Annotated in this window: 22 protein-coding genes and 1 riboswitch; of the genes, 12 read left to right on the top strand and 10 right to left on the bottom strand. The window is 44.7% G+C overall.

The annotated features are described in order from the left end of the window. Nucleotides 1–87: 87 nt before the first annotated feature. Nucleotides 88–837, top strand: a complete 750-nt coding sequence (locus BW947_RS07055; RefSeq protein WP_076497914.1) for a ferredoxin--NADP reductase — start codon at nt 88–90, stop codon at nt 835–837. Nucleotides 838–930: 93 nt separating this feature from the next. Next, the gene (locus BW947_RS07050) at nt 931–1,527 is read left to right on the top strand and encodes a glutathione S-transferase N-terminal domain-containing protein (RefSeq protein WP_076497912.1); all 597 of its coding nucleotides are present in this window, start codon (nt 931–933) and stop codon (nt 1,525–1,527) included. Nucleotides 1,528–1,537: 10 nt separating this feature from the next. On the opposite strand, the gene BW947_RS07045 is transcribed toward BW947_RS07050, so the two are convergent. Beyond that, nucleotides 1,538–1,963 carry a hypothetical protein gene (locus tag BW947_RS07045; RefSeq protein ID WP_076498050.1) on the bottom strand — a complete coding sequence of 142 codons (426 nt, stop codon included), beginning with the start codon at nt 1,961–1,963 and terminating at the stop codon, nt 1,538–1,540. Between the two features lie 216 nt (nt 1,964–2,179). Between BW947_RS07045 and BW947_RS07040 the strand changes: the two genes are divergently transcribed. The 5 genes from BW947_RS07040 to BW947_RS07020 all read left to right on the top strand — a co-directional run bounded on the left by BW947_RS07040 (nt 2,180) and on the right by BW947_RS07020 (nt 8,313). Further along, the gene (locus BW947_RS07040; protein ID WP_076497911.1) at nt 2,180–3,187 is read left to right on the top strand and encodes a Fe(3+) ABC transporter substrate-binding protein; all 1,008 of its coding nucleotides are present in this window, start codon (nt 2,180–2,182) and stop codon (nt 3,185–3,187) included. A 75-nt stretch (nt 3,188–3,262) separates the two neighbouring features. Then, the gene (locus BW947_RS07035) at nt 3,263–4,894 is read left to right on the top strand and encodes an ABC transporter permease (protein WP_076497909.1); all 1,632 of its coding nucleotides are present in this window, start codon (nt 3,263–3,265) and stop codon (nt 4,892–4,894) included. Beyond that, nucleotides 4,894–5,943 carry an ABC transporter ATP-binding protein gene (locus BW947_RS07030; RefSeq protein ID WP_076497908.1) on the top strand — a complete coding sequence of 350 codons (1,050 nt, stop codon included), beginning with the start codon at nt 4,894–4,896 and terminating at the stop codon, nt 5,941–5,943. The genes BW947_RS07035 and BW947_RS07030 overlap by 1 nt, the downstream gene beginning before the upstream one ends. Nucleotides 5,944–6,182: 239 nt before the next feature. After that, nucleotides 6,183–6,485: a DUF3622 domain-containing protein gene (locus BW947_RS07025; protein WP_076497906.1), complete on the top strand. Its 303-nt coding sequence runs from the start codon at nt 6,183–6,185 to the stop codon at nt 6,483–6,485. 643 nt (nt 6,486–7,128) lie between these two features. Continuing rightward, nucleotides 7,129–8,313 (top strand): DUF3103 domain-containing protein, encoded by a 1,185-nt coding sequence (locus BW947_RS07020; protein ID WP_076497905.1) that lies wholly within the window; start codon nt 7,129–7,131, stop codon nt 8,311–8,313. Nucleotides 8,314–8,387: 74 nt separating this feature from the next. Here BW947_RS07020 and azu read toward each other — a convergent pair whose 3' ends face one another. The 3 genes from azu to rihA all read right to left on the bottom strand — a co-directional run bounded on the left by azu (nt 8,388) and on the right by rihA (nt 10,899). Next, nucleotides 8,388–8,852 carry an azurin gene (gene azu / locus BW947_RS07015; RefSeq protein ID WP_076497903.1) on the bottom strand — a complete coding sequence of 155 codons (465 nt, stop codon included), beginning with the start codon at nt 8,850–8,852 and terminating at the stop codon, nt 8,388–8,390. Between the two features lie 159 nt (nt 8,853–9,011). Beyond that, a complete protein-coding gene (rbsK, locus tag BW947_RS07010) occupies nt 9,012–9,923 on the bottom strand; it encodes a ribokinase (RefSeq protein WP_076497901.1) in 912 nt (303 codons plus the stop codon). 13 nt (nt 9,924–9,936) lie between these two features. After that, nucleotides 9,937–10,899, bottom strand: a complete 963-nt coding sequence (gene rihA / locus BW947_RS07005) for a pyrimidine-specific ribonucleoside hydrolase RihA (protein ID WP_076497899.1) — start codon at nt 10,897–10,899, stop codon at nt 9,937–9,939. Between the two features lie 385 nt (nt 10,900–11,284). After that, nucleotides 11,285–11,512, top strand: a riboswitch (cobalamin riboswitch). Nucleotides 11,513–11,620: 108 nt separating this feature from the next. Here rihA and BW947_RS07000 point away from each other — a divergent pair. Further along, nucleotides 11,621–13,582 (top strand): TonB-dependent receptor, encoded by a 1,962-nt coding sequence (locus tag BW947_RS07000; RefSeq protein ID WP_076497897.1) that lies wholly within the window; start codon nt 11,621–11,623, stop codon nt 13,580–13,582. 273 nt (nt 13,583–13,855) lie between these two features. Next, complete coding sequence (locus tag BW947_RS06995; protein ID WP_076497895.1) at nt 13,856–14,584, top strand: HDOD domain-containing protein; 729 nt, start codon at nt 13,856–13,858, stop codon at nt 14,582–14,584. Nucleotides 14,585–14,680: 96 nt separating this feature from the next. Here BW947_RS06995 and BW947_RS06990 read toward each other — a convergent pair whose 3' ends face one another. Beyond that, nucleotides 14,681–15,586, bottom strand: a complete 906-nt coding sequence (locus BW947_RS06990) for a LysR family transcriptional regulator (RefSeq protein ID WP_076497893.1) — start codon at nt 15,584–15,586, stop codon at nt 14,681–14,683. 200 nt (nt 15,587–15,786) lie between these two features. Here BW947_RS06990 and metE point away from each other — a divergent pair, with 200 nt between their 5' ends. Beyond that, the gene (metE, locus tag BW947_RS06985) at nt 15,787–18,057 is read left to right on the top strand and encodes a 5-methyltetrahydropteroyltriglutamate--homocysteine S-methyltransferase (protein WP_076497891.1); all 2,271 of its coding nucleotides are present in this window, start codon (nt 15,787–15,789) and stop codon (nt 18,055–18,057) included. 178 nt (nt 18,058–18,235) lie between these two features. Here the strand turns inward: metE and queG are convergent, their stop codons facing one another. After that, nucleotides 18,236–19,438: a tRNA epoxyqueuosine(34) reductase QueG gene (gene queG / locus BW947_RS06980; protein ID WP_076497889.1), complete on the bottom strand. Its 1,203-nt coding sequence runs from the start codon at nt 19,436–19,438 to the stop codon at nt 18,236–18,238. Nucleotides 19,439–19,675: 237 nt separating this feature from the next. Between queG and BW947_RS06975 the strand changes: the two genes are divergently transcribed. Next, nucleotides 19,676–20,200 carry a phosphatase PAP2 family protein gene (locus BW947_RS06975; protein ID WP_076497887.1) on the top strand — a complete coding sequence of 175 codons (525 nt, stop codon included), beginning with the start codon at nt 19,676–19,678 and terminating at the stop codon, nt 20,198–20,200. A gap of 32 nt (nt 20,201–20,232) precedes the next feature. Next, nucleotides 20,233–20,667, top strand: coding sequence for a DUF3069 domain-containing protein (locus BW947_RS06970; protein ID WP_076497885.1), 435 nt, complete (start codon nt 20,233–20,235; stop codon nt 20,665–20,667). Between the two features lie 119 nt (nt 20,668–20,786). Here BW947_RS06970 and BW947_RS06965 read toward each other — a convergent pair whose 3' ends face one another. The 4 genes from BW947_RS06965 to BW947_RS06945 all read right to left on the bottom strand — a co-directional run bounded on the left by BW947_RS06965 (nt 20,787) and on the right by BW947_RS06945 (nt 25,213). Continuing rightward, nucleotides 20,787–22,475 carry an NAD-dependent malic enzyme gene (locus BW947_RS06965; protein ID WP_076497883.1) on the bottom strand — a complete coding sequence of 563 codons (1,689 nt, stop codon included), beginning with the start codon at nt 22,473–22,475 and terminating at the stop codon, nt 20,787–20,789. Between the two features lie 271 nt (nt 22,476–22,746). Further along, nucleotides 22,747–23,217 (bottom strand): YehS family protein, encoded by a 471-nt coding sequence (locus BW947_RS06955; RefSeq protein ID WP_107883704.1) that lies wholly within the window; start codon nt 23,215–23,217, stop codon nt 22,747–22,749. Nucleotides 23,218–23,278: 61 nt separating this feature from the next. Then, on the bottom strand, nt 23,279–24,550 hold the full coding sequence (locus BW947_RS06950) for an Nramp family divalent metal transporter (RefSeq protein WP_076498049.1): 1,272 nt from the start codon (nt 24,548–24,550) through the stop codon (nt 23,279–23,281). A gap of 123 nt (nt 24,551–24,673) precedes the next feature. Next, entirely contained in the window at nt 24,674–25,213 is a 540-nt protein-coding gene (locus BW947_RS06945; protein WP_076497877.1) for a PH domain-containing protein, read from the bottom strand. Nucleotide 25,214: the final 1 nt, after the last annotated feature.

The following is a 25,214-nucleotide window of genomic DNA, read 5'->3' as shown; positions in this document are numbered from 1 at the left end:
TCAAGAACCCCTTCCAATAAGGGGTTTTTGTTGTGTAGATAACAGTTTATGCTAGGGTCTATCTAACGTTTCGCTTGAGGGCAAGTTATGTGGACCAGTGGACAAGTTATAGAGCGTATTGATTGGAGTGATAAGCTATTTTCACTGCGAATTGCCACCGAGCTAGCCCCATTTATTCCCGGTCAGTTTATTAAGCTGAGCCAAATGCAAGGTGACAAACGGGTCGCCAGAGCCTACTCATTAGTTAATTCCCCCGATAAACCCTATGCTGAAATACTCGCCGTTGCGGTCGAAGATGGTCTACTTTCTCCCCAGTTACACAATCTTGCCATTGGTGACGAAATTGACATTACTCCCACCGCGGCAGGTTTTATGACCTTAGATGAAATACCTAAAGGCAAACTTCAAGGTAAACACTTGTGGTTTTTGGCAACAGGAACCGCAGTAGGGCCTTTTCTGTCTATGCTTGATACTGCTGAGCCGTGGCAACGTTTTGAAAAGGTGGTGTTAGTCTATGGTGTGCGTGAGGCACAAGATTTAGCTTATCTTGATAAACTACGTGGATTAGAACAACAATACCCTGAGCAGTTTAAACTCATTTTAAGTGTGACCCGTGAAACGATTACCGATGCTTTACAGTGTCGTATTCCTGATGGTTTGGTGTCGGGTGAAATTGAGGATACAGCGGGGCTAACGTTAAGTGCTGCAGATTCTCAAGTGATGATTTGTGGTAATCCGGGTATGATTAACGGCGCGCAAGCGGCCCTACTGAATAAAGGTTTGGTTAAGAATCTACGGCGAGCACCAGGACAAATTACTGTTGAGAAATACTGGTGATCTGCATTTGCAAATAGTGATGCTAAACTCGCTTGCGTTGATATTTAAAAATTATATTTAATAATTTAAACCTTAAAATATAAGGATATTTTAATGAGGTTGCTAAGCTCTCAAGCATCGCCCTATGCCCGTTGTGTTCGCGTGTTAATTCAACATTTGGGGATTAATAATATTGAAGAGTTACTGGTTAATCCCTTTGATAATACGGCAGAATTGCTTGATGCCAACCCATTAGGGCAAATTCCATGTCTTATCACTAATGATGGCCTAGCGCTATTTGATAGCGAAGTGATTATGCGCTACCTCGATACAGAATTGGGTGATCGGCAGATGTTTGGTGCTGCGAGTGGTAATTGGGTGCTGGAGTGTCAGTATTCTTTAGTGAAAGGCCTCATCGATAGCGCGGTAAAATTGCGCCAAGAGCAGATGCGACAAGAAGAAGGGGTCAGATCCGCTTTTTGGACCTCTCGTTTTGAGCAAGCACTACTGCGTGGACTAATGCAGATTGAGCTTCAAACTGTGATCACTCAAATTACGATCCAAGCGCCGCAACTGGCTTTGATTTGCCTACTCGATTATGTGGATTTCAGGCATTCTGAGTTAGACTGGCGTAAAGTGGCGCCCGCCACTGCACTTTGGTTTAGTGAGATGCGTGACTTACCTGCCTTTATTCAAACACGTCCGCAGTAACGTCTATATTTCAGCTATCGGTTGCGCGTCTGCCGATAGGTCTATCACGGCGGTTTTGCTCACCAAAAACGCCGAATAAATCTCGAGTCACTCCAAAACCTACTCTGCGTTCATTGCCTAATTGACGCCGATCCTCATGATGTTGATAGCGACATTGGCAGTTTGTTACCGTGCAGTCTGCCATGGGGATTTCAGGTGCATCCTTTGATAAAAATCGTTTACCCGCGATAGCGGTTGTTTGTTCGCAGCAAAAGCCGTTATTCACTATGCTCACACTGTGAAACTTATGAGTTTTAAGCGGTTGTAATTTAGATTCGTTGGCGCGTGGGAGCTTTACATTAGCATCAAGTTTATGTCGATTTTGGGTGCCACTCTTGTGTTTAAAGAACCCAATGAGTACCAGTGCGGCGATACCGAGCAATAATAGAGTTAACATAACGGCCCTTATAAATATTTTGTGCAAATTAAGGTTCAGTTTAGTTAGCTTTGAGATAATCACCAGTTTTAAGCTTAATCCCATTAAAAACAGAATGTTAAATGATCTGTTGCTCTCCTAGTTAGTATCCATTACTCTAGCTCAACTGATAAGCATTATCATTAGTGCTATCGTGTTTTAATTCGTCGAATACGCTATAACTATGGAGAATCAGTCATGAAATGGGTAACTTGTGCAGCAGTTGTTGGACTCATGTCGATAGGGCATTCGGCGAATGCAGAAGATAAATTAACGGTTTATTCGTACCGCCAAGCTTTCTTGGTAGAGCCTATTATTCAACGCTTTACTGATGAAACCGGTATTGGTGTGGATGTGGTATTTGCTAAAGACGGTATTGCTGAGCGCATCGCCCGTGAAGGCCGCTTATCACCGGCTGATTTAGTATTAACCTCAGATTTTTCTCGTTTGGTAGAGTTGGTCGATAAAGAGCTGACTTCTCCGGTTAACAGCACGCTACTAGAAAATAATATACCAGTACAATATCGCGATCCCGACGGCCAATGGTATGCCCTAACGATGCGTGTTCGAAATCTCTATACCGCTAAAGAACGTTTAGGCCCACAGCAAATGACCTATGAGGAATTGGCCGATCCTAAGTACAAAGGTAAAATTTGTACCCGCAGTGGTAAACATCCATACAATATCGCACTGGTTGCTTCGATGATCGCCCATCATGGCGAGGCTGAAGCAAAAACATGGTTACAAGGCGTTAAAGCTAACTTAGCGCGCAAACCACAGGGTAACGATAGAGGGCAAATTGCCGCAGTTAAAGAAGGTGTGTGTGATATCGCCTTAGGTAATAGCTATTACTATGGCAACATGCTGAAAGACCCTGAGCAAAAAGTGATTGCAGAAGCGGTAACGATTAACTTCCCTAATCAGGCCGATCGCGGTGCCCATGTCAACGTGTCAGGTATGGCATTAGCCCGCTATAGTCCCAATAAAGCTAACGCTATTAAATTGATGGAATTTTTATCGGCAGATGTGGCTCAGAAAGCTTATGCCGACATTAATATGGAATATCCAGTAAAAGTTGATGTTGCGCCTTCGCCATTAGTGGCTTCTTGGGGGCAATTTAAATCAGATCAATTACCTATTTTTAAGTTAGCAGAGTATCACCAAGCGGCGATAAAATTGTTAGATGAAGTACAGTTTGATCTTTAGTCTCCGGTGGTAGAACCACAATATCGATGTGTTTATCAGCGCCATTTATTGGCGCTGTAATTTTTAAGGACTGACATGATTTTAGGACTAGCCAGAAGCTGGTCGCTTGCTGGTTATACCGTGGCAGCACTACTGGTGTTGCCGCTTTTTGCGCTTATATTGCAAGCCTTGCAGCCCGATGAGGCCATATTTAGTCACTTACTGGCAACGGTTCTACCAACTTATATTCGTAATAGTTTACTGTTGATTTTAGGGGTGAGTTTAGGCGCGCTACTATTAGCGATACCTTGTGCTTGGCTTACTGCGCGCTGTGAGTTTGTTGGCCGGCGTTACCTACAATGGGCGCTCTTATTGCCCCTTGCTATGCCGGGATATATTGTCGCCTACGTTTATACTGATTTACTCGATTATGCGGGGCCAGTGCAGCGCAGTTTACGGTTAATATTTGGTTGGAGCTCACCGCAGGATTATTTTTTCCCCGATATTCGCACCTTAGGTGGCGCGATTTGTATGTTGTCGCTGGTGCTATTTCCCTATATTTATCTCTTAGCGCGCACCGCGTTTATGGAGCAGTCATTAAGTTTGGCGCATGCTTCGCGTATTATGGGTTGTTCGCCATGGCAAAGTTTTTGGCGCTTATCTTTGCCCATGGCAAGGCCCGCGCTCGCTGTTGGTGTAGCGTTAGTGGCGATGGAAACCGCCGCCGATTTTGCCACAGTTAGCTATTTTGCTGTGCCCACCTTAACGACGGCGGTTTATGACACTTGGCTGGGTTACGGTAATTTGGCCGCCGCAGCTAAACTCTCGGCAATTATTTTGCTGGTGGTATTTAGTCTCATTGGTTTTGAGCGCTTTGCTCGCCGTAAGCAGCAGCTATTTCAGAAGCAATCACGTATTCAAGCCACTGATTTATATCCGCTCACGACGGTACAAACAGCAGTCGCGCTCGGCTTTTGTGGCACGCTGTTATTCGTCGCCTTTGTATTGCCCTTTAGTATTTTATTATCCTATGCCATTAGTTATTTTGAACAAAGTTGGGATGGACGCTTTTGGCAATTGAGTATTAATAGTTTAAGTCTTGCCCTCATAACGAGCTTAATTTGTTGTTTAATCGCCTTACTGTTGATGTTTGTGCGTCGTAGTAGCCCAAGGCCGAGTGATGCCTTGCCCTCACGTTTAGCATCAACTGGTTATGCCTTGCCGGGTACAGTGCTGGCGATTGGGGTGTTAGTACCGCTCACTATGCTCGATTTTGCCATTAATGATTTAGCCGATGTGTTTGGTATAAAAGGGCCTGGGCTTATCTTAACGGGCAGTGTGGTGGCATTAATTTTTGCTTTTTGTGTGCGTTTTGTAGCGATAGCCATCGGCAGTGTCGAAAACAGCTATAAACGCATTTCGCCATCATTAGATATGGTCAGCTTGACGATGGGGCAAAGCCCAAGACAACTCTTGTGGCGGGTGCATTTTCCTTTGCTCGCCAAGGGGCTATTTGCTGGCGCGTTATTAGTTTTTATCGAAGGCATGAAGGAATTACCCGCCGCACTGCTATTGCGACCTATCGGTTTTGAAAATCTTGCCACCTACGTATTCCAGTTTGTATCCGATGAAAAGCTCGAACACGGTGCTTTAGCTGCGATCGTGATTGTGCTGGTGGGTTTAGTGCCGCTTATTTATTTAAACCGTTCATTGGAGCAACATAGCTGATGGAAAATACGCTTAAACTTCAGCAAGTTCATAGTGATTATCAGGGCCAACAAGTGCTTAAAGGTCTGAGCTTAACGCTAGGTCAAGGAGAGATTCTTGCGCTGTTAGGCCCAAGTGGCTGTGGTAAAACCACATTACTACGTGCGGTTGCCGGATTGCAGGCGATTAGCCAAGGTGAGGTCCATATTAATGGCCAAGTAGTGAGCGGCAATAGCGCGTTTGTGCCCAGCGAGCAACGCGGTATTGGTATGATTTTCCAAGATTATGCACTTTTCCCGCATTTAACGGTGGCGGAGAATATCCTTTTTGGCGTGACTAAATTGTCGGCCGCTGAGCGTTTAGTGCGGTTAGATGACATGCTAACTTTAGTTAAACTCGAAGGGTTAGCTAAACGTTATCCCCATGAATTATCTGGTGGTCAGCAGCAAAGAGTCTCAATTGCGCGCGCGCTTGCCTATGAGCCGCAATTATTGCTACTGGATGAGCCTTTTTCTAACATCGATGCCCAAGTGCGCTATGAGATGATGGCAGAAATTCGCAGTATCTTAAAACAACGTAATGTAAGTGCAGTTTTTGTTACTCACAGTAAGGACGAAGCTTTTGTTTTTGCCGATACTTTAGCCATTTTGAACCAAGGCGTCATCGTGCAGCATGGCAGCGCAGAAATCTTATATACTGCGCCCAATAGCCGTTATGTGGCGGATTTTTTAGGCAGTGGTAACTATTTACCCGCCGCAGTGCTAGATAGCCATAGTGTGGCTACTCCTATCGGTGATTTAACCAGCCTAACACCATTAGTATTTTTGAATGAATTTAATGGCATGGTATTTTTACGACCACAGCAATTAGCGATTAATGCGGATGATCAAGGCGTCGGTATGATTACCGAACGACGTTTTTTAGGCACTTTTTGTCATTATTGGGTTAGCGTTGAGGCGGCATCGATAACGTATTGTGTGGAGGTTCGCAGTCAGATGATGCAGCTAAGTATTGGCCAAAAAGTTGCGGTTACGACTGAACCACATTCGTTAGTATTGTTTGAATCTTAAGATACTTTTAAAATGTAAATAAAGTTTAGGCCGAGCGTCATTCCTCGCTATGGTGACTTAACATAACAGTTTAGGTATTCACTTCATTAAGTGAGTTGCTGAAACTGGCATGAATATTTTCACTTGGTCGATCTTTCTAGGCCGAAATCAAGTACACTGCGCTCCTTTTGTTTTATGATGAGCGTTGGGTTAGCTTGATAAGACAAACGTGACAAGCATCATTTAGGAAATAGAGCAGAATGAGCAAGGGCAAAAAATACGATTTGCGCGTAACACAGGGCGATAACGGTTGGAAAACTGAAATTACTCGTCGCATGACATCAACCAAAACTGTGGTATCAAAAAGCCACGATGGTTTTGCGACTGAAGCCGAAGCGCAAGCTTGGGGCTTGGCTGAATTACAAGTGTTTTTAAGCACGTTAACTGAGCGTAATAAACGTCGTTCAGAGAAACAAGCTAAAGCAAAATTAGCGGCGGCATTGGCGGCTGAAGCGGCAACTGATGCCGAAGATCTTGATCAAGACGATTTCGACGAAGAGTAACCCTTACTCGTATTGTCTTATCAGCTTAGTTTGACTGTAATGAATAGCTTAGTGCGTTTCGTGCAGCCAGTCTGGCTATGAATAACAAAAGGCGGATCTTAGGATCCGCTTTTTGTGTTTTTAACCTTGGCTTGAACTGACAATATTATCCCAATGGAGCTTTATACCAGTCACATTAACTATCTAATCAGTTCAGAGCCTCACTGGTATTTCAACCCGAGGCGCATTGACGCAGAAATGGTTATTCCCTTTTAAGTCAATACAACACAGCAGTGGGATGCCGGTGATGATCCCAAAGGGCGGCGATTTAACCGCAGCATAGCAACGCGCTTGATACTGCGTTTAAGACTTTCGACAGAGCACCACTATGCCTTCAGCCTTCGCCTTATCTAAAGCGCGTTGAACTCCCACTGAATGAACAGATAGTTAATACGATTGGTATTATCTCTGCTCAAGATTGACTCACTCAGGCTGATTAAGTATTGATATTGGCATTCTTTTTTAGCTCACAATCACTATTCCGTACTCTATGCTATTAATAATTAACGATAAATACTTCATTCTAGGTTTACTTGAATTGGAGGCTGTGTTCATATATTGATAATTGAACGCACGTTTAATTTTATTAGGTAAGGAAACACCTATGAAACTACTGCAATCCAGTTTATTGCTGTGTTTATCTGCTTCGACAACCATGAGTTATGGTCAAGCCTTAGATGGGGAAGCATTGCGCTTGCTACAGGCGTCGCTAAAGGACTCAACTTTGGACGTGCAAGCACAATTAACCCACACTAAACGAGCGCTGGCACTCGATTTAAGCCAGCAATATACCCAGTTAGCCCCTATTTTACAGACTGAAATAAACCAATATCAGCTTGCAGTGAATGCCGATGACATTTTATCCCAACATAAACTCAATAATAGTGTGATTACCAAAGCCGATGCATCGATTCGTCGAGTGAAAGGCTTGAGTGCTAAAGCTGATTCTTTGGTACAAGTGCGGTTGGCGGATGAAACCATGTTGGCCGCTTGGCAACAAGGTGAATCTCCTTTATTTGCCTATGAGCCAGACGGTGATGAAAGTCAGTGGGATTATATTGAAGCTTTTGATATTAATGGGAAAGTGCATCAGCTAGATGTGTATAACTTGCCGCAACAGCCTGTGTTTGTTGTGGGTATTGATAGTAAAAAAGCTTTTATGGCTGGATTAGAGGTGATGCGAGCCACGTTTGCCGAGGCGCAGTCAGCCAAGAAAGATGGCGTATTGTTGAACCGTGCGCAAACACAGGCGGTGGCTGATAAACCAATCTCAACCACAGTAATCAAACAAATCTCCTTAAAGGATGACCATGAACCGTGGATTTCGGGTAGTGCCGAAATTTACGGCATAGTGACTGGGGTTGATCCTAGCCGCGATAAGCCAGTGCTCGATATCGTCGAAATGCCTTATTTAGATTATGCACAGACAACTTATTACCCGAATCAAATTATCATCCATTGGGAACGTTATCGCTGGGCAGCGGCAGACATGGTGTTAATGGAACATGATGATGGCACTAACTATAAAGTGCTGGCGACCAAGTTGTTAGAAGCAGCTGAGCAGATCTTAAAGTCGATACCCGATCCTGAAGCTCAGGGTTATGCGCTGATCCCGCAAATCACTAATGGTATTTTAAGTGCGATGCCTGATGCTTGGTTTACTAATGATGATGACTTTGTTGATGTGTATTACACATTACAAGAAGGGGTTGAATACCCTAACTTAAACGGGGCAAACGGTAATGCGACGACGAGTTTTGCGCCACTGGTGATCCAGCCAAGACAATAAGCATTCCCTTAAACGACAAAAGCGGATCAAATGATCCGCTTTTGTCGTTTATTGCGAAAGCACAAGGCTAAGCATTAAGCCTTGATTTTGAAACTACCCTGCATAATTGCCCAGTGACCTGGGAAAGTGCAGAAAAATTGGTAAGCTTCGGCTGCGTTCATGCCAGCAGTGCTAAACGTAATAGACGTTGATTCGCCGCCGCCCACTAATGGTGTGTGAGCGATAACGCGAGCATCATCCACTTTGACGTAGTTTGCATCAGGACCTGCACTCATGCCGTCAGTTGCCACACCAGACATATCTGCAGCTTTAGCTAATACCCAGTTATGACCCATCGCAGCTTTTGGTAAAGCGCCTGAGTGAGTTAAGGTTAAGGTCACTTCTTTACAGCTTGCAGGAACAGACAGCTCTTTAGTGTCAAATTGCATTGCATCAGTGGCGGCAATTTTCAGTTCACATTCGTTGGCACTTGCTTGGCTGGCAAATAGTAATCCTAAGCCAATGATACTCGTGCTGGTTACGCTACGTAATGCTTTCATCTGGAATTTCCTTATTTGAACAAAGGTAACTGAGCCGTTTGACTCAGATATGCGCCCATAAGCATAAGCAATTTACATTAAATGGGAATGAAATCTGTTTGTAAATTGTGTATATGCAACTTTCGTTTTAGGGCCGGATTTTATTCAAAATTCGACCTATTAGTACAAAATCTCATGGCGATAGGGGATTGCGCGTTGTGCGCCCTGGCGTGTCACGGTAATAGCACTGGCGGCATTGGCAAACCCCACGGCAGCGGCAATTGACATTCCTTCGCTTAAGCCCACAACTAAAGCGCCATTAAAGGTATCACCTGCAGCAACTGTGTCGATGGCTTGCACGTTGATCGCGGGAACTAACCCCGTAAAATCGGTGCTACTAACATAGGCGCCACGACTGCCTAATGTGATGACGACAATACCTACGCCTTGTTGGTGTAGTAATTGTGCTGCCATTTGTGCATCTTCGGTACCATTGATTTCTATACCGCTTAAGGCCTCTGCTTCTGTTTCATTAGGGGTAATAATATCGACCCACTTGAGGCAGCCATTGCCAAGAGCCGTTGCTGGAGCCGGATTTAATACCGTAATGACACCCTGTTTTTTAGCCATTTGTAGTGCTTTTACAACCGTCGCGGTTGGGGTTTCTAGTTGGATCAGTAAATACTGTGCTCTGGCAAAAAGTTCTGCATGGTTATCTAAATCATGGGGTGACAGACTGGCATTTGCACCTGCAGCAACGCCAATAGTATTTTGACCATTGTCCCCGATAAATATCATCGCAGTACCGGTACTTAGCCCTGCTACCTGGCTTATCCCTTCTGTACTTATGCCATCTTTAATCCAGCTTTGACGCATATCATTGCCGACACTGTCTTGTCCAAGATGGCAGATAAAGTCAATAAATGAGCCTGATTTGGCTAAGCGAGCACAGGCAACAGCTTGGTTGGCGCCTTTCCCCCCTTGCTCTAGCCGATACTCGTGGCTCATCAAGGTTTGCCCTGCAGCAGGCAGGTATTCAAACTTCATTACATGATCGGCATTGGCGCTACCGATAATCAGTATATGGCTCATAAAACACTCACAGTTAATGCTCTTTACGATTGAGATAAGCGGTATCGTAGACACCTAAACTGTCGACCAGCAAATCGACAAAGCCTTGTCTATCAATGCCAAATAGCACTGTAGCATTGGCGGGCTTACCTGTGAGTTGGTAGCGATCAACCACAGTCATGCCTAAGGTCAGCTCGCTTTGTGTTTCAATGCCGACCCAGCAATCTTGCGCTTCAAATAATTCAGGTTTGAGTAACCAAGCAATAGTGCAAGGGTCGTGTAATGGCGCGCCAATAAAGCCCCATTTAGGATCTCTGTGGTAAACCATAAAGAAATCCAGTAACTCTGCGACGCACTTGGCTATTGGATTTTGGATAGCGCGAATGCGCTCTATATCTTCATCCATGATTTGCGCTTGATGGGTGACATCGAGTCCGCACATGGTAATCGGAATGCCAGCTTTAAAGACCATATCTGCCGCCTCTGGGTCGACAAAAATATTAAACTCTGCAGCAGGAGTCCAATTACCTACGCCTGCGGCTCCGCCCATCAATACGATGCGTTCGATTTTATGGTGTAATTCACTGTGACTTGCCAGTAACAGTGCGATGTTCGTCAGTGGCCCTGTTGGGATTAAGGTTACGGGTTGAGTGCTTTGGCGAATTTGCTGCGCCATCAACTCAACTGCCGTCATCGCTTGTGGGCTAAAGCTGGGTTCGGGCAATACGGGACCATCTAGGCCGGTTTCGCCGTGGACATTATCTGCAATAATCAATTCTCGTGCTAATGGCTTTATGGCGCCACCCGCCACGGGAATATCGCTACGCTTTAACAGAGTTAAAATTCGCAGGGCATTATTGAGGGTTTTATCTGGCGTTTGGTTTCCTGCGCTGGTCGTCACGGCAAGAGGGTTAAGTTGTGGATGTGCTAAGGCTAAGATAAGTGCAATAGCGTCATCATGCCCGGGATCGCAATCAAGAATAATTTGACGAGTCATACTGTTACTTCCATTAAACAGCTGTTCTAGTTGCCTAGCATAACATGACCTATGCTGAGCGCTAGTCGGTGTATGTGACTCAAATGATAAAGTGTGACTCTTTTCATCTTTTGCTCAGTAAGTTGCTAAATATCTTTGATTTATTTATGCGGGTGAGTACTTAATTGCTTGTGGCAGCCGCGTTTTTGATACCGCACATGTGGCGCTATATTTAAGCAAAAAATCACGATAATGATAGAGGGCAATAGCGTCGAGGATTTATGTGGATTAATGGACTTTTATCCATATAGACGTCTATAATGCGCGCGATTACTGCTAAATAGCAGTATATTTAATAAAAAAAGGTTACCAGCAACGACATTCTGCTTTTAACCCCAGCTTAAATATTAAGTCAACCTTCTGAGGTGCTCGCCTGCTAAGGCTGCGAGATAATCGGGAAGCCTGTGAAATTCTGGCACTGCCCCCGCAACGGTAAAAAGTGAGAGACAGCCGTACGCGAGTTGAGAGTCTAAGATGGACTCAATAGTCGTAGTATGAAAGATGAGTCTCGCGTTAATCCGTAATGGATTAACCTAGCTTAAGTCCGGAGACCGGCCCTAAAGGTGTTTTTGAGATTTCGGTGGGCAGATCTCAAAATGCGATAGCCTATGTCAGTATTGATACTGAATGAAGCATATCGTGGCGCTAATGCCCCGTTTTCCTTGCAGGAGTTAAAGGTAAAATGGGAACAAATCCAACAAAAATCGCGCTGCTAATGAGCAGCCTTTGCAGTTTTTCACTTATCGCGCCTGCTATGGCAGCTAACGATACCAGTACCGCTAAAGTCGACGAGCATGTCGTCGTGATTGGCCGCTCTGATAATACTCCGCTAAACATTGCCGCTAATGTAAATGTGATTGATGCCGCGGCCATTGAAATGAGTGGCGCAACGAGCGTAACCGAAGTATTGCGTGGTCAAAGTGGTATTCAACTTTCTGATAATAATATCGGCACTAGCTTTGCTATGCGCGGCTTTAGCGCGAGCACAGCTGTTAACAATACCCTGATTTTGCTCGATGGTCGCCGTCTTAATAATATTGATATTGCAGCGCCAAGCCTCAATGCGATTCCGCTTAACCAAGTGGAACGTATCGAAATATTATCTGGCAGTGCTGGTGTGCTTTATGGCGATCAAGCCGTTGGTGGTGTTATCAATATTGTTACTAAATCCCCTGAAAATACCGGTGGTAGCATGCAGTTGTCTGGTGGCAGCTTTGATACCTATGAAGGCCGTGGTGATATTTCAGGTGCCATTAATAAAGATTGGCGCTACTTTTTAACGGGCAGCTACAATCAAGGCGATAATTATCGTGAGCACAATGCTAACGAAACCGGTTCTATTTTAGGGCGTATTCAGTATAAAACTGCCACCGATTCGTTTTTTGTTGAAACCAGTTATTACGATGATGATCGTGAAAACCCAGGCTCACTCACCAAGGCACAATTTAAAGCCGATCCGCGCCATTCTGATAATACCCAAGAGTATATTCACGAGATGACCACCGCGGCACGTACCGGTTATCAGCACCAACTGACTCAACACTGGGCGCTTGCGGCGGATGTCGATTATAGCGATACCTTAGTTTCTTCGTTGAACTGGGGCGCTAATAGCCAAAATACCCGCTCAATGCTGATGTTTAGCCCTAAAGCGATCGCTAATTATACTACGCAGCAAGGTGAGCTGAACTTAGTGACAGGTTTAGATATTAGTCGTGGTAAGGCTGATTTTGATAGCATGCAACGTAGTAATGTGCAGCAGACACAGAGTGCCTATGTGCATGCGACAGTGCCTTTAAGCCCTACGTTAAGTTATGTGGTGGGTGGGCGTTATGCTTGGATTCAAGATGAATTAAAAGATGGTCAAGTCTATCCTCTGGGTATTGACCTTGATGAAGATGCCCATGCCTTTGAACTAGGACTCAACTATCGTCCTAGTGCCGAGCATAGACTGTATTTACGTGTCGATGATAACTTTCGTTTTGCTAAGGTCGATGAGCAAGCTTACACCCCTAAAGATGTGTTTGGCTTAAAGCCACAAACGGGTCGCTCCTATGAAGCGGGCTGGGATTGGACTCTTACTAGCCAAACTTTACGAGTTAGCTTATATCGCCTCGATTTAGAAGATGAAATCGTGTTTGATCCTAGCGCGCCAATGCCAGAAGGTGGCAGCTTCCAAGGTGCTAACGTCAATGCTGATGCTTCACGTCGTTATGGCGCGAGTGCCGATTGGGATTGGCAGATTACTCAAGCGTTGCAGCTAGGGTTAGAATATAACTATACCGATGCCGAATTTACTGACGGTTTAAACGATGGCAAGCAATTGTCTTGGGTGGCAGAGCATACTGGGCGCGGTTATCTCAGCATGGATATTGCCGAACATTTCCAAGTATTTGCCGAAGCTATTTATACCGGCGATCGTTTTATCGAAGGCGATAATGGCAATGAAGGTGATAAGTTAGCCAGTTATGTACTGAGTAATTTAGCCCTTAACTATACCCGTGATGCTTGGCTGGCGAGTTTGCGCATCGATAACCTATTTGATAAAGATTATGTCAGTTCAGGTTATTATGGCGGGGCTTGGGGCGATAGTTACTACTCAGGCCGTGGCCGTGATGTACGCTTTACCGTGGGTTATCGTTTCTAAGCTTGATAAATCCTTTTTAAAGCCAGACTAAGTCTGGCTTTTTTATTTTTACATTCCATTCAATGCATAAATCTTAAAGTACGATAATTTTGAATATTGTTTAAGTTGTTTGTATTAACTGTCGTTATCTATAGTTGTTAGTGAGTTTGAATAAAAATGAGCGTCACTAATGCCATTACTGCGCTCTCTATAGCTAAAATGATGAGTATTTTGGTATGGTATGCGCTGTAACCGAACCAATACCAGTGCAAATTAATAGGTGTAAAGTGTTTTATGACAGATCTTGAGCAGCAGGTTTTTTCTCAAGTTAGCGCTATCATCGCCAATGAAGAACAAGTGATCGGCCGCCGAGGAATTTTAATTCCACTCAAAAAGGCGATCCTTGCTGAAGGCGATATTCGTAACGTGATTGATATTGTTTCGAGCGATCCGGCATTGTCAGCTCATATGCTAATGCGGAGTAATTCGGCGCAGGCGGCGGTGGTTGAAAACCACAAAGCGCGTTCGTTGAAAGAGGCGCTGATCCGCCTAGGTCAGGTGAATATCTATCGCTACGCCTTTGCGTTTTATCTCAAAGAACGCCTCGATGAGTTGCCTCAGCCCTATAAAAAGTTAGTTCATGGTTATTGGAAGCTAACAGAAAATATCGCTACGGATGCAGTAGACAGTTTGGTCGATATGGAAGGTGTTGACATTGATGCCGACGAAGTACAAACACTAGCCTTATTTAGTGTGTTTGGCCTCATTATCGCATTAACCGCATTCGCTTATTTAAACGCTAATGCCGAACAACCGTTCCCGTTGAGTGCGATTAAATCAGTGATTGATAATCAGCAACAGACATTAACAATAGAGGCCTTTGAGGCACTCGATTTAGATCAAGATTTACGCCAAGAGTTTATGATTGCGCACAATCTGCGCCAAACAGGTAACCCTAATTCAGCAGGTTTAATCCTGCGCCGCGTATTATCTATTCGCGGTTTACTGATGAATCCGCTGTAATTATTTTGCTCGAAAACCCTATAACGCGTTGATTAAATAATGAGTTTAAAGCAAATAACCAGCCTGAATTTTGTAGGCTGGTTATTGTATAACGAATTAATTACCGTTGTTTTGACGGGATAACCCTTCATTTGCCACTAATTGTAACCACTGCTGAATCAATACCGAATTGTTACTATGGCGGCGATAGGCGCCAAACAAGGGACGTTTTAAACCTTCTGCGCCCAGTTTTACCGTTGTTAAACTCAAGCCATGTGCCTCATTAATCGACCAGTTCGGTAACGCGGCGATACCGTCTTTGCAGGCGATACGTTGTAGTAACATCATGGTTAAATCACAGGTTTTTTGCTCGCCAGCTTCAACGCCAGCAGGTTCTAAAAAGTGACGGTAAATGTCTAAACGGGCCAGTGGCACTGGATAGCTGATAATCGGTAAACGCGTCAATTGTTTCGGGGTGATATAAGCTTCTTTCGCTAAAGGATGATCGTTGGCCACCACTAATTTCACTTCAAAATCAAATAAATGCTGATAAGCCAATGAATGCCCAGGCACAGGATCTGAGGTGAGCACAATATCTAACTCTCCCATTTCTAGGGCGTTAAGCGAATCGAACAGATGACGACTAGACAAGTCTAACTCTGCTAGTGGGTGTTGTTGCCTAAACTTTTCCATTACAGGCATTAGCCAGCGAAAACAGCTGTGGCATTCAATGCCGACTCGTAACTGATTAATTTCGGTTTCAAGTCCATTCTTTAGATCACTTTCGGTCTCTAACACCTTAGGCAAAATTTCTTCGGCCAGATGTAATAATCGCGCACCTTCTTGGGTGAATGATAGCGGCTTACTTTTACGCACAAAAATGGGCGAATTAATTCGCAGCTCTAACTCTTTAATTTGATGTGAGAGGGCTGACTGAGTGACAAAACGTTTTTTGGCCGCGCCCGCCAAGCTGCCACTTTCCTTTAGTGCCATTAAGGTGCGCAGGTGTCTTAGTTCGATCATGTTCACTCCAAGTGAATTTCGCTCATGTTGTGCTTGAAATCAATTCGGTTGCTGGGATAGAGATTAACACAATAAACTTCTAGACGTCCAGACGCCTGTTGTTATTTATCTCGGCAGACAGATTTTAAAGTGCCAAGAGAACACAACCGAGTGGGTGCGCGTGCCGAATAGGGCTCATTTCAAATAAAGGAAAATAGAATATGCAACTAAATAGTCTTGGATTTCCCCGTATTGGTCGCCGTCGTGAACTGAAATTTGCCTTAGAGGCTTATTGGCGCGGAGAAAGCACGCAAGCTCAACTTTGTGAGGTAGCTGCAGAACTTCGTCGCACTCATTGGCAATGGCAGAGTGAGGCGGGTATTGAGCAAGTGCCTGTAGGGGATTTTGCTTTTTACGATCAAGTGCTGACTTTAAGCGCCACGTTAAATGCGATTCCTGAGCGTCACCGTGGTGAAGGCAATGTGGATTTAGACACCTTATTCCGTGTTGCCCGTGGCCGGGCACCAACAGGCACAGATGCTCCAGCATCTGAAATGACCAAGTTCTTTAATACTAACTATCACTATTTAGTGCCTGAGTTGTCGCAAAACCAAGTATTTAGTATTGCTTATGAACAGTTTTTTGATGAAGTTAACGAAGCGAAAGCTCAAGGACACCAAGCTAAACCGATATTGTTGGGGCCAGTCAGTTACTTGTATCTGGCAAAAACGGTAGGTACAGAATTCGACAAACTAAGTTTATTGCCTAATTTATTAACTACATATGCTGATATTTTGGCGCGCTTTACTACCCAAGGCGTCGAGTGGGTGCAGCTAGATGAGCCTGTACTAGCATTAGAGCTCGATGCTCACTGGCAAGCGGCGATTACTGAGGCTTATCAAACACTCAGCACCGCCAAGGTTAACATCCTATTGGCGAGTTATTACGGTGGTATTGCGCACCAGCAAACCTTAGTTTCAGCCTTGCCTGTTGCGGGTTTACACTTAGATTTAGTCACGGCACCCGAACAACTCGAGGTGTTTGCCAATGCACTAGGTAACGAGCAAATTTTATCGTTGGGCGTGGTTAATGGCCGTAACGTATGGGCGGCAGAAATTGACTTGATTGCAGAACGTATCGGCTCCGTGGCCCGTGATTTAGGTGATCGACTGTGGATTGGTACTTCGTGTTCATTGTTGCACAGCCCCGTGGATTTAGATGTTGAGGTCAAGCTACTGCCTGTTCTACGTAAACAACTGGCATTTGCGAAACAGAAATTATTAGAGCTGGGTAAGATTCGCCAACTGTTATTAGCGCCTAACTCAGATGAAGCACAAAAAATCACCGCATTTTGCATTGCCCGTCGCCAAGCTAAAGCACAATTGGCAGATAAGCAGGTTATTGATCGCGTTGATGCATTAACCGCAGCGGATTATGAGCGTGTGAATGGTTTTAGCGTGCGCCAAAGTGTGCAGCAGCAGAAATATCGTTTGCCATTATTACCAACCACCACCATTGGCTCTTTTCCACAAACCCCTGCCATTCGTGGTTTGCGTAGCCGTTGGCGTAAAGGCGAGTTAAACGATGCGCAGTACACTGAGCAATTACAACAAGTTACCCGCGACACTATTGATCGCCAATTAAAACTTGGCATTGATGTGCTAGTACATGGTGAAGCTGAGCGTAACGATATGGTGGAATACTTTGGAGAGCAATTAGCAGGTGTCGGTTTTAGCAAAAATGGTTGGGTGCAAAGTTATGGTTCGCGTTGCGTTAAGCCGCCATTGATTTACGGTGATGTTAGTCGTCCCAAAGCGATGACAGTAGATTGGGCTGAGTTTGCCCAAAGTCTGACAGATAAGCCTGTCAAAGGGATGTTAACTGGGCCCGTAACGATTTTGCATTGGTCATTTGCCCGTGAAGATATTAGCCGTGATGCGATAGCCACCCAATTGGCGTTGGCGATCCGTGATGAAGTGGTGGATTTACAAAATGCGGGTATTGGCATTATTCAAATTGATGAGCCTGCCTTTCGTGAAGGTCTGCCATTGAAGCACAGCGAGTGGCAGGTTTATTTAGATTGGGCGGTTAATGCCTTTAAACTCAGCGCCGCAGGCGTGACTGATGAAACTCAAATTCATACCCATATGTGTTATAGCGAGTTTAACGACACAATTGCCGCTATTGCTGCGATGGATGCTGACGTCATAACCATTGAGACTTCGCGCTCACGAATGGAGCTATTAAACGCATTTGAAGATTTTGCTTACCCAAATGAAATCGGTCCTGGTGTTTATGATATCCACTCACCCAATACGCCCAGTGTGGATGAGATAGTGCAATTAATTGAAAAAGCAGCGCAAAAAGTACCAGTACGTCAATTATGGGTCAACCCAGATTGTGGCCTTAAAACGCGCACCTGGGATGAAGTTGAACCTGCACTAAAAAACATGGTTGTTGCAACGCGGGAGTTACGTCGTCGTTTAGGCTAATACGTTCGCTTAAAATGCGCTTGCTCACTATCAATAATGGATGCCTTGGCATCCATTATTGATTTATTAATCTGAGTTGAGAATGGTCAGTATTTAATGTCAGTATTTGGGCTGGTAACGATAATTATCTATTCGATAGCATGTTACTAAGCGCGAGATAAATACAAAATAATAAGGCTTAGGCGTCGCGGGGCAAACCTTTTTCAATAATACGTACCATACGCTCGGTTTTTCGGCGGGCTTTTTGCTGCACGATTAATTCGTTATCGGCAAGGCGTGCTTGCTGGGCGTTCAATGCCCAATCGATATGCTCACGTACTATTTCATCAACTTCTTCATTATCTTGGCGAGCGTGTAATGCCGCAATAATGGTTTCACTTGCGGGCGCATTACCGAGCGCGACCGCGATATTTCTCAGCCAACGTTTATGGCCAATTCGGCGAATTGCACTGCCTTCAGTTTGTTTAAGAAACTCGGCCTCGGACCAAGCAAATAGATTAAGTAGGTCGGGTTGTTTTAGCTTGGGACGAATATGAAAGTCAGTTTCGACAGTAAGCGGCGCTTGACGATTGATTGGGCAGACCAACTGACAGTCGTCACAGCCATAAATACGGTTGCCCATGAGTGGCCTAAATTCTTCGGGGATCGCGCCTTGCAATTCAATGGTGAGATAAGAAATACAGCGTCTGCCATCAACCACATAAGGCGCTACAATTGCACCAGTTGGACAAGATGTAATACAGGCAACACAAGTATTACAACCTTCTTGAATTGGAATATCCACGGGTAGCGGTAAGTTAATGAGCAGTTCGCCTAAAAAAAACCAGCTGCCGGCATCATGATTGAGGATCAGTGAATGTTTGCCTGTCCAGCCGATACCTGCTTTTTCGGCTAACGGGCGTTCAAGTACCGGCGCTGAGTCGACAAAGGGGCGAAAATCAGCTGCATCAAACCCGAGGGCAACTAGCTCGGCACTGATTTGGTCGCCTAGCTTTTTAAGCCGAGCACGGATTAATTTATGATAGTCGCGGCCACCGGCATAACGGGAGATATAGCCTAAATTTGGGTCGGTGAGATTGGCAGCAAAACCCGCCTCTGGGGGTAAATAATCCATCCGCACTGATATAACTCGCACTGTACCAGGATGCAATTCCTGTGGCCTAGCCCGCATCATGCCGTGATTTGCCATATAGGCCATTTCACCGTGATAGCCTTTATCTAGCCATGTTTGTAGTTTAACTTCTTCAGCGCTTAAGTCGGTATCGCAAATACCCACTTGTGCAAATCCGAGCGCTTTTCCCCAGGTTTTTATTTGTAGCGCGAGGCGCGACAAGGTGCTGGCATAAGATTGACTTGGGGATGGAGGAGCTAAAGTCGACATGGATTGATTGCTGCGGGGCTTTTTGCTAGGTGACAATATGATAGCATTTTTCAGTTATTAGCGACGACTTTACTCTTTGGGTCTCAATTAGGTGTGCTTTTTACGTTGTTTTACCGCCATAAGCACCGTATTAGCCCCCTCGTTTATATTTTTATACCTAGATACAAGCAATTTTGCATTCAGCGAGTTATCAAGGTATAAACTGCGCGCTGGATATTATGCTAAAAAGGATCTCCATTGAAAAAATTACTTTATGTTGCACTGCTAATGGTGAGTGGCTCGAGCTGGGCAGGTTCTGATTTAGAAACATCAGGCGATGTGCTGCATTTATTACTTCCCGCCACAGCAATGGGTGCAACCTTATTTTATGAAGACGGTTATGACGGCAGTTGGCAGTTAATTCAGGCAGCAGTATCAAGCCGATTAATTGTTGAAGGTCTAAAATATGGCGTCAGTAAAGACCGTCCTGACGATAGTGGTGATGATTCGTTTCCATCAGGACACACCTCAGACAGTTTTATGGCCGCGACATTTATTCAACAACGTTATGGCTGGCAATATGGTTTGCCTGCTTATGTTGCCGCATCTTATGTCGGTTATACCCGAGTGGCGAGCGACCAACATTATTTAGAAGATGTGTTAGCCGGCGCTGCAATTGGCGCACTTGCGGGTTGGTATTTCACTCAACCCTATGAAGGCATTACCTTAACGCCAATTGCAGGTAATGGCGTATATGGTTTGTATGTTAGTGGTCAGTTTTAGTATATTTTTAATTAAGGTTAATCGAGACTTTTATGAGTGAATTATCAGCTGCGTACCGAGAAACTGCCGAGCAGATTTCTTACAATGTCGCCAACAAAGTGCTGCCAATGGCTAAATTGCCTGAAGGTTTATTAGCAGCGTATCAAGGGTTGTGTGCCGAATTGTTAGAAGACCGAGAAGGCAAATTTACTCAAGCTTGGGCGTCTTTACCCGCCAGCGCCCGTAATTTGATGGAGCAAGCCGCATTCCACGGTTTTTATATCGCCAATGCTTGGTTGCAATTGAGCCGTGTCGCCCAAGAAATTTCTGAACAGGCTGATAGCGATGGTGAAATTAAAGAGCAAGAATATAACGGTATTTTTCTACGTTTAGCTGACGAATCGCTCAAAGAAAGCTTACGCAAATTGAAAAAAGCGCGTACCGATCGCTCCATGCTTAATAGTTTTAAGCAGGTTATGGCACCTTAATGGTAAATTGAAACTTGAAATAAAAAGCCCCGTGACTTTGCAGTCACGGGGCTTTTTTTAACGCTTCTTGGCTAAGCCAGTTTGTTGCGACTTAAGCTGCAACAAATTGATGGTTAGAATTAGAATGAGGTGCGTTTGTAACGACGGTATTCTGGACTCCAGAAATTACCTTCAATTGATTGCTGTAATATCTCATCGCTCATTGGCAGTGTTAAACCTTGCTCTATCGCTACTTTACCAACAGCAAAGGCGATGTGTTTACTCACCGCATGGATATCTTCAAGTTTAGGCAGTAATGGACCAGTACCGTCAATTGCCAGTGGTGAGCACTCTGCTAATGCACGGCTTGAAGCCATTAACATGGCATCAGACACATGGCGTGCACCCGAGGCTAAAACCCCTAGGCCAATACCTGGAAAGATAAAACTGTTGTTACACTGGGCAATTTCAAAGGTTTCACCATCGACAACTACGGGCTCGAACGGGCTTCCCGTCGCCACTAATGCTTGGCCAGAGGTCCAATGTAAGATGTCTTTGGGTGTGGCTTCGACACGGCTGGTGGGGTTTGACATAGGGAAAATAATCGGCCGAGCACAATGGCTGTGCATAGCTCGAATAATTTCTTCGGTAAATAGACCCGGCACACCAGACACGCCAATAAGGACAGTTGGCTTAATGTTGTTAACCACATCGAGCAACGAAATGTTATCGCTAAAATTGCTCCAGTTTTGAATATCTGTATATTTTTGTGCTAATTTTTGCTGGAAGGGCAATAGGTTAGGCATGTTGTCTAACAATAAGCCCCAACGGTCAACCATACACACTTGCGTGCGAGCTTGTTCATCGCTAATGCCTTCTGACACCATTTGCGCCACGATAGCTTCGGCAATCCCGCAACCGGCACTACCCGCACCGAGGAAAGCGATACGCTGTTGATTTAACTCTGTGCCCGCAGCTTTACAAGCGGCGAGCAAGCAACCTACTGCCACAGCAGCGGTACCTTGAATATCATCGTTAAAGCAGCAATAGCGATCTTTATAACGCTCTAACAGCGGCATCGCATTTTTTTGGGCAAAGTCTTCAAATTGGATCAGTGTATCTGGCCAACGAACATGTACAGCTTGCATAAAGGCTTCGATAAATTCGGCATACTCTTCGCCGCCGATACGCGGATGGCGCCAGCCCATATACATAGGATCTTCTAACAATTGCTGGTTATCTGTGCCGACATCTAAGGTAATTGGTAGCGTGTAAGCTGGGCTTATTCCACCACAGCTGGTATAGAGTGACAGCTTGCCGATCGGAATACCCATGCCGCCAATTCCTTGATCGCCAAGACCTAAAATGCGTTCACCGTCGGTCACAACGATAATTTTTACTTTTTGGCGAGTCGAGTTATTGAGAATATCATCGATTCTATCTTTGTTTGGATAGGAGATGAATAGACCTCGATTGCGGCGATAGTTTTTTGAGAAGCGCTCACAAGCCAAGCCTACCGTCGGGGTGTAGATAATGGGCATCATCTCACTGATATGATTTTGTACTAAACGATAAAATAGCGTTTCGTTGGTATCTTGAATATTACGTAGATAAATGTGTTTATCGAGATCGTTATTGAAACTTCTAAATTGATCGTAGCCGCGAGAAGCTTGCTCCTCAATCGTTTCAATGGCGTAGGGTACTAAGCCTTCGAGATTAAAGAAAATACGCTCTTCTTCAGAAAATGCACTGCCCTTGTTAATCAGCGGGGCTTCAAGAATGGCAGGTCCTGCAAACGGAAGATAGAGGGGGCGTTTATTATCGTCCATGGGTAACCTTTTAGTTATTGTTTAAGTGGTTCGATACGTGCTGTAAGTCACGTAAGGTTATCATGAAACGTGATCTTTGTTGTCCGATGAGCGAGGTATTTATGATTTTTTTGCTGCAATCAAAAAGTGGGCTGTTTTAAACGGAAAACGTTATGGGATGGAAGGTGGAAGATTCGCTATTTTTTGGGTAAAACTTAATATAAAAAACGCAGCCTTAGCTGCGTTTGATGCTCAAAACTCGCGATTAATTTCGCCCGCTTACAGCCTAGCGTTAAACGCCGCGGTACTTGAGTGATAAACCGCGGATAAAGTTACGTAGGATTTGATCGCCACACTCTTTAAAGTTTTTGTGTTCTGGATTGCGAAACAGAGCGCTGAGTTCAGATTTTGCCATTTGCACTTCGGCTAAGGTCAATACCGCAACAATATCCTCCTCACGCATTTCGAGGGCAACTCTAAGCTTTTTGAAGATTAAGTTGTTATTTAAACGTGCAACGGGCGCCGGAATTTCAGCCCCTTCACGTAAACCACGTTTTTCGATGATAAGACCATCTAAAAACTGACATAAGGTCGTGTCGTTACAAGCTTTATAACCTTCTTCCTCTTCTTTACGTAGAAGATCAATTATCTCTTCGACAGGCACTTCTCTTCCAGCTTTAGCAAAAATTTTAATCATTTTTGCATTGCTAAAATCAAACACGAAGCGCAAACGGCGCAAAATATCATTATTAATCATGGTCATCTCTTGGCGCGGCTGCGCTGTCTGGTTTAAGAGCGGCTATTATACTCCCAAATTAATGGGTTTATTTAATAAAAGCGTACCAATAAACAAAAAGTGCAGCAAAAATCAGTAAATAACTCAGGCCAAACCAAGACAATAGCTTCATCTTCGCGCCGTATCTATCGGCTTCGGGGAGCTGGCTACTTGTCATTAAGCGGTAGTTTAACCAAGCAAAAATGACGGTGGTCATAAAGGCTAAGATCATAACAAACTCAAGTAGCGGTAGCAGTGCGCCTTTAAAGAAAAGGATGAGTAACAAACCTAAAGCGCTAATGGCGAGCATGATCCCGGTGAGACGTTTCTCAGAACTGTTGGTTGCACTGAGTAATTGCCAGCCCATAGCTAAGGTGCGGCTATAGCCATCAATAACCGTCACAGTTGTACTGAAAATACACAAAAATGCGACAATACCAATAAGGTAGCGGCTCTCACCACCCATCACTTGGCTATAAAGATTAATCAATTGGTTGGCAAATTGTGCGCCGGAATCTGAAAAGTGCTCACCACTGCCGTGCATCACTAAGGCACCTAAAGACAGGAACACGACAGCGAGGATCCCGGTAATAATGTAGCCTAAATTAAAGTCGAGTAGCGCCTGCGCTTTCGTTACGGTTTGGTTTTTTTGTTTTTCCAGTAACCACAGAGAGTTCCAAGCGCTGACTTCAATTGGCGCTGGCATCCAACCCATCATGGCGACCAGAAATCCTACATGGGCCCATTGCCAAGGCGAGGGAGAAACAAAATTGCTCGCTAATGGTTGAGCGTGATCCCAAGCCAAGGCGACGGCAATTAATGTGGTAAGCGTTAGAACAAACATGATGATTTTAGTCAGTTTATCGAGTAATTGATAATGCCCTAAAATCAATAAAGCCAATGAACTCAACAAGACTAACAGCGCTAACCAATCAATCGGCAGCGGGATAAATTGGGTCAACATAGCAGCGGTTAGCATGCAAACCCCTGCCGTGCTGGCAACAGCGGCGATGACATTCAGTCCAGTAAATAGCTGTAAGTAACCTCGGCCTTGTTTGAGATAGCCGTGCAGTAAACTCTCCCCTGTAGCAGCGGTGTAGCGTGCACCAGCGGCAAAGAAGGGGTACTTAAGTAAATTTACCCCTAAAATAACCCAAGCTAATTGCCAACCAAATTCGGCGCCCGCCCGAGTCGATGCTACCAAATGGGATGCACCAATCGCGGCAGCTGCCATAAGAACACCAGGACCCATAGCTTTAATGCCAAGCGTCAGGTGTGTTATCCAAGAAGATGAAGGAGAAGTTACCGAGGGTTCTGTCATATCGTTATCAAAAATACCTGTTGAAAAGCAATCTAAGAGTTGGAATAAGCGCCACGCACTCATGCTAAGTTATTGGCCAACACTAAAGGTAAAGTCATTGAATTGAAAGTCGTTGTATTTAAATTATCGATTTAATTGCTGACTGAGCAAAGCTTCAATACGTTTTAGGCTTGCAGCCATCTCGACCACGTTTTGTAATAAGGCATCATCAGGCTGTACAGATGAACTTGCTGCCTGTGGGCGCTGAGCAAGACGTTCTTTCTGTTCTAGTACGCGGGTTCTAAACTGCGGCGCATCAACAATGCCAACTAAGCTTATTAAGGCACCAGTACCCGATTGCCCTGCGGTTTCTACCGTGAGTTTATGCAGCCCAAATAGGCGCATAATGGGGCCTTGGATCAATGCCATATCGGTAATTTTATCCAAAGGGACAGTATTTTCGGTACGGGTTAATATTCCTCGGCGTACAATCAACTTATTACTGGTGAGCTGGGCACTCATATTGCCAATATAGCGACGAGTCCCCCATAGCCCTATCGGAAACCAAAGCAATAACAAAGGAATACCGACTATGCTGAGGGTGAAATAAGCGGCCCCAGACAGCAACCAATACCAGCCTAAATTAGCTTCAAACTCCGCTCGATGAATAATACTTTCTTGCATA

This window comes from Shewanella morhuae, from assembly GCF_900156405.1.
Lineage (GTDB): Bacteria > Pseudomonadota > Gammaproteobacteria > Enterobacterales > Shewanellaceae > Shewanella > Shewanella morhuae.
This window is presented reverse-complemented; position numbering and strand designations above follow the sequence as displayed.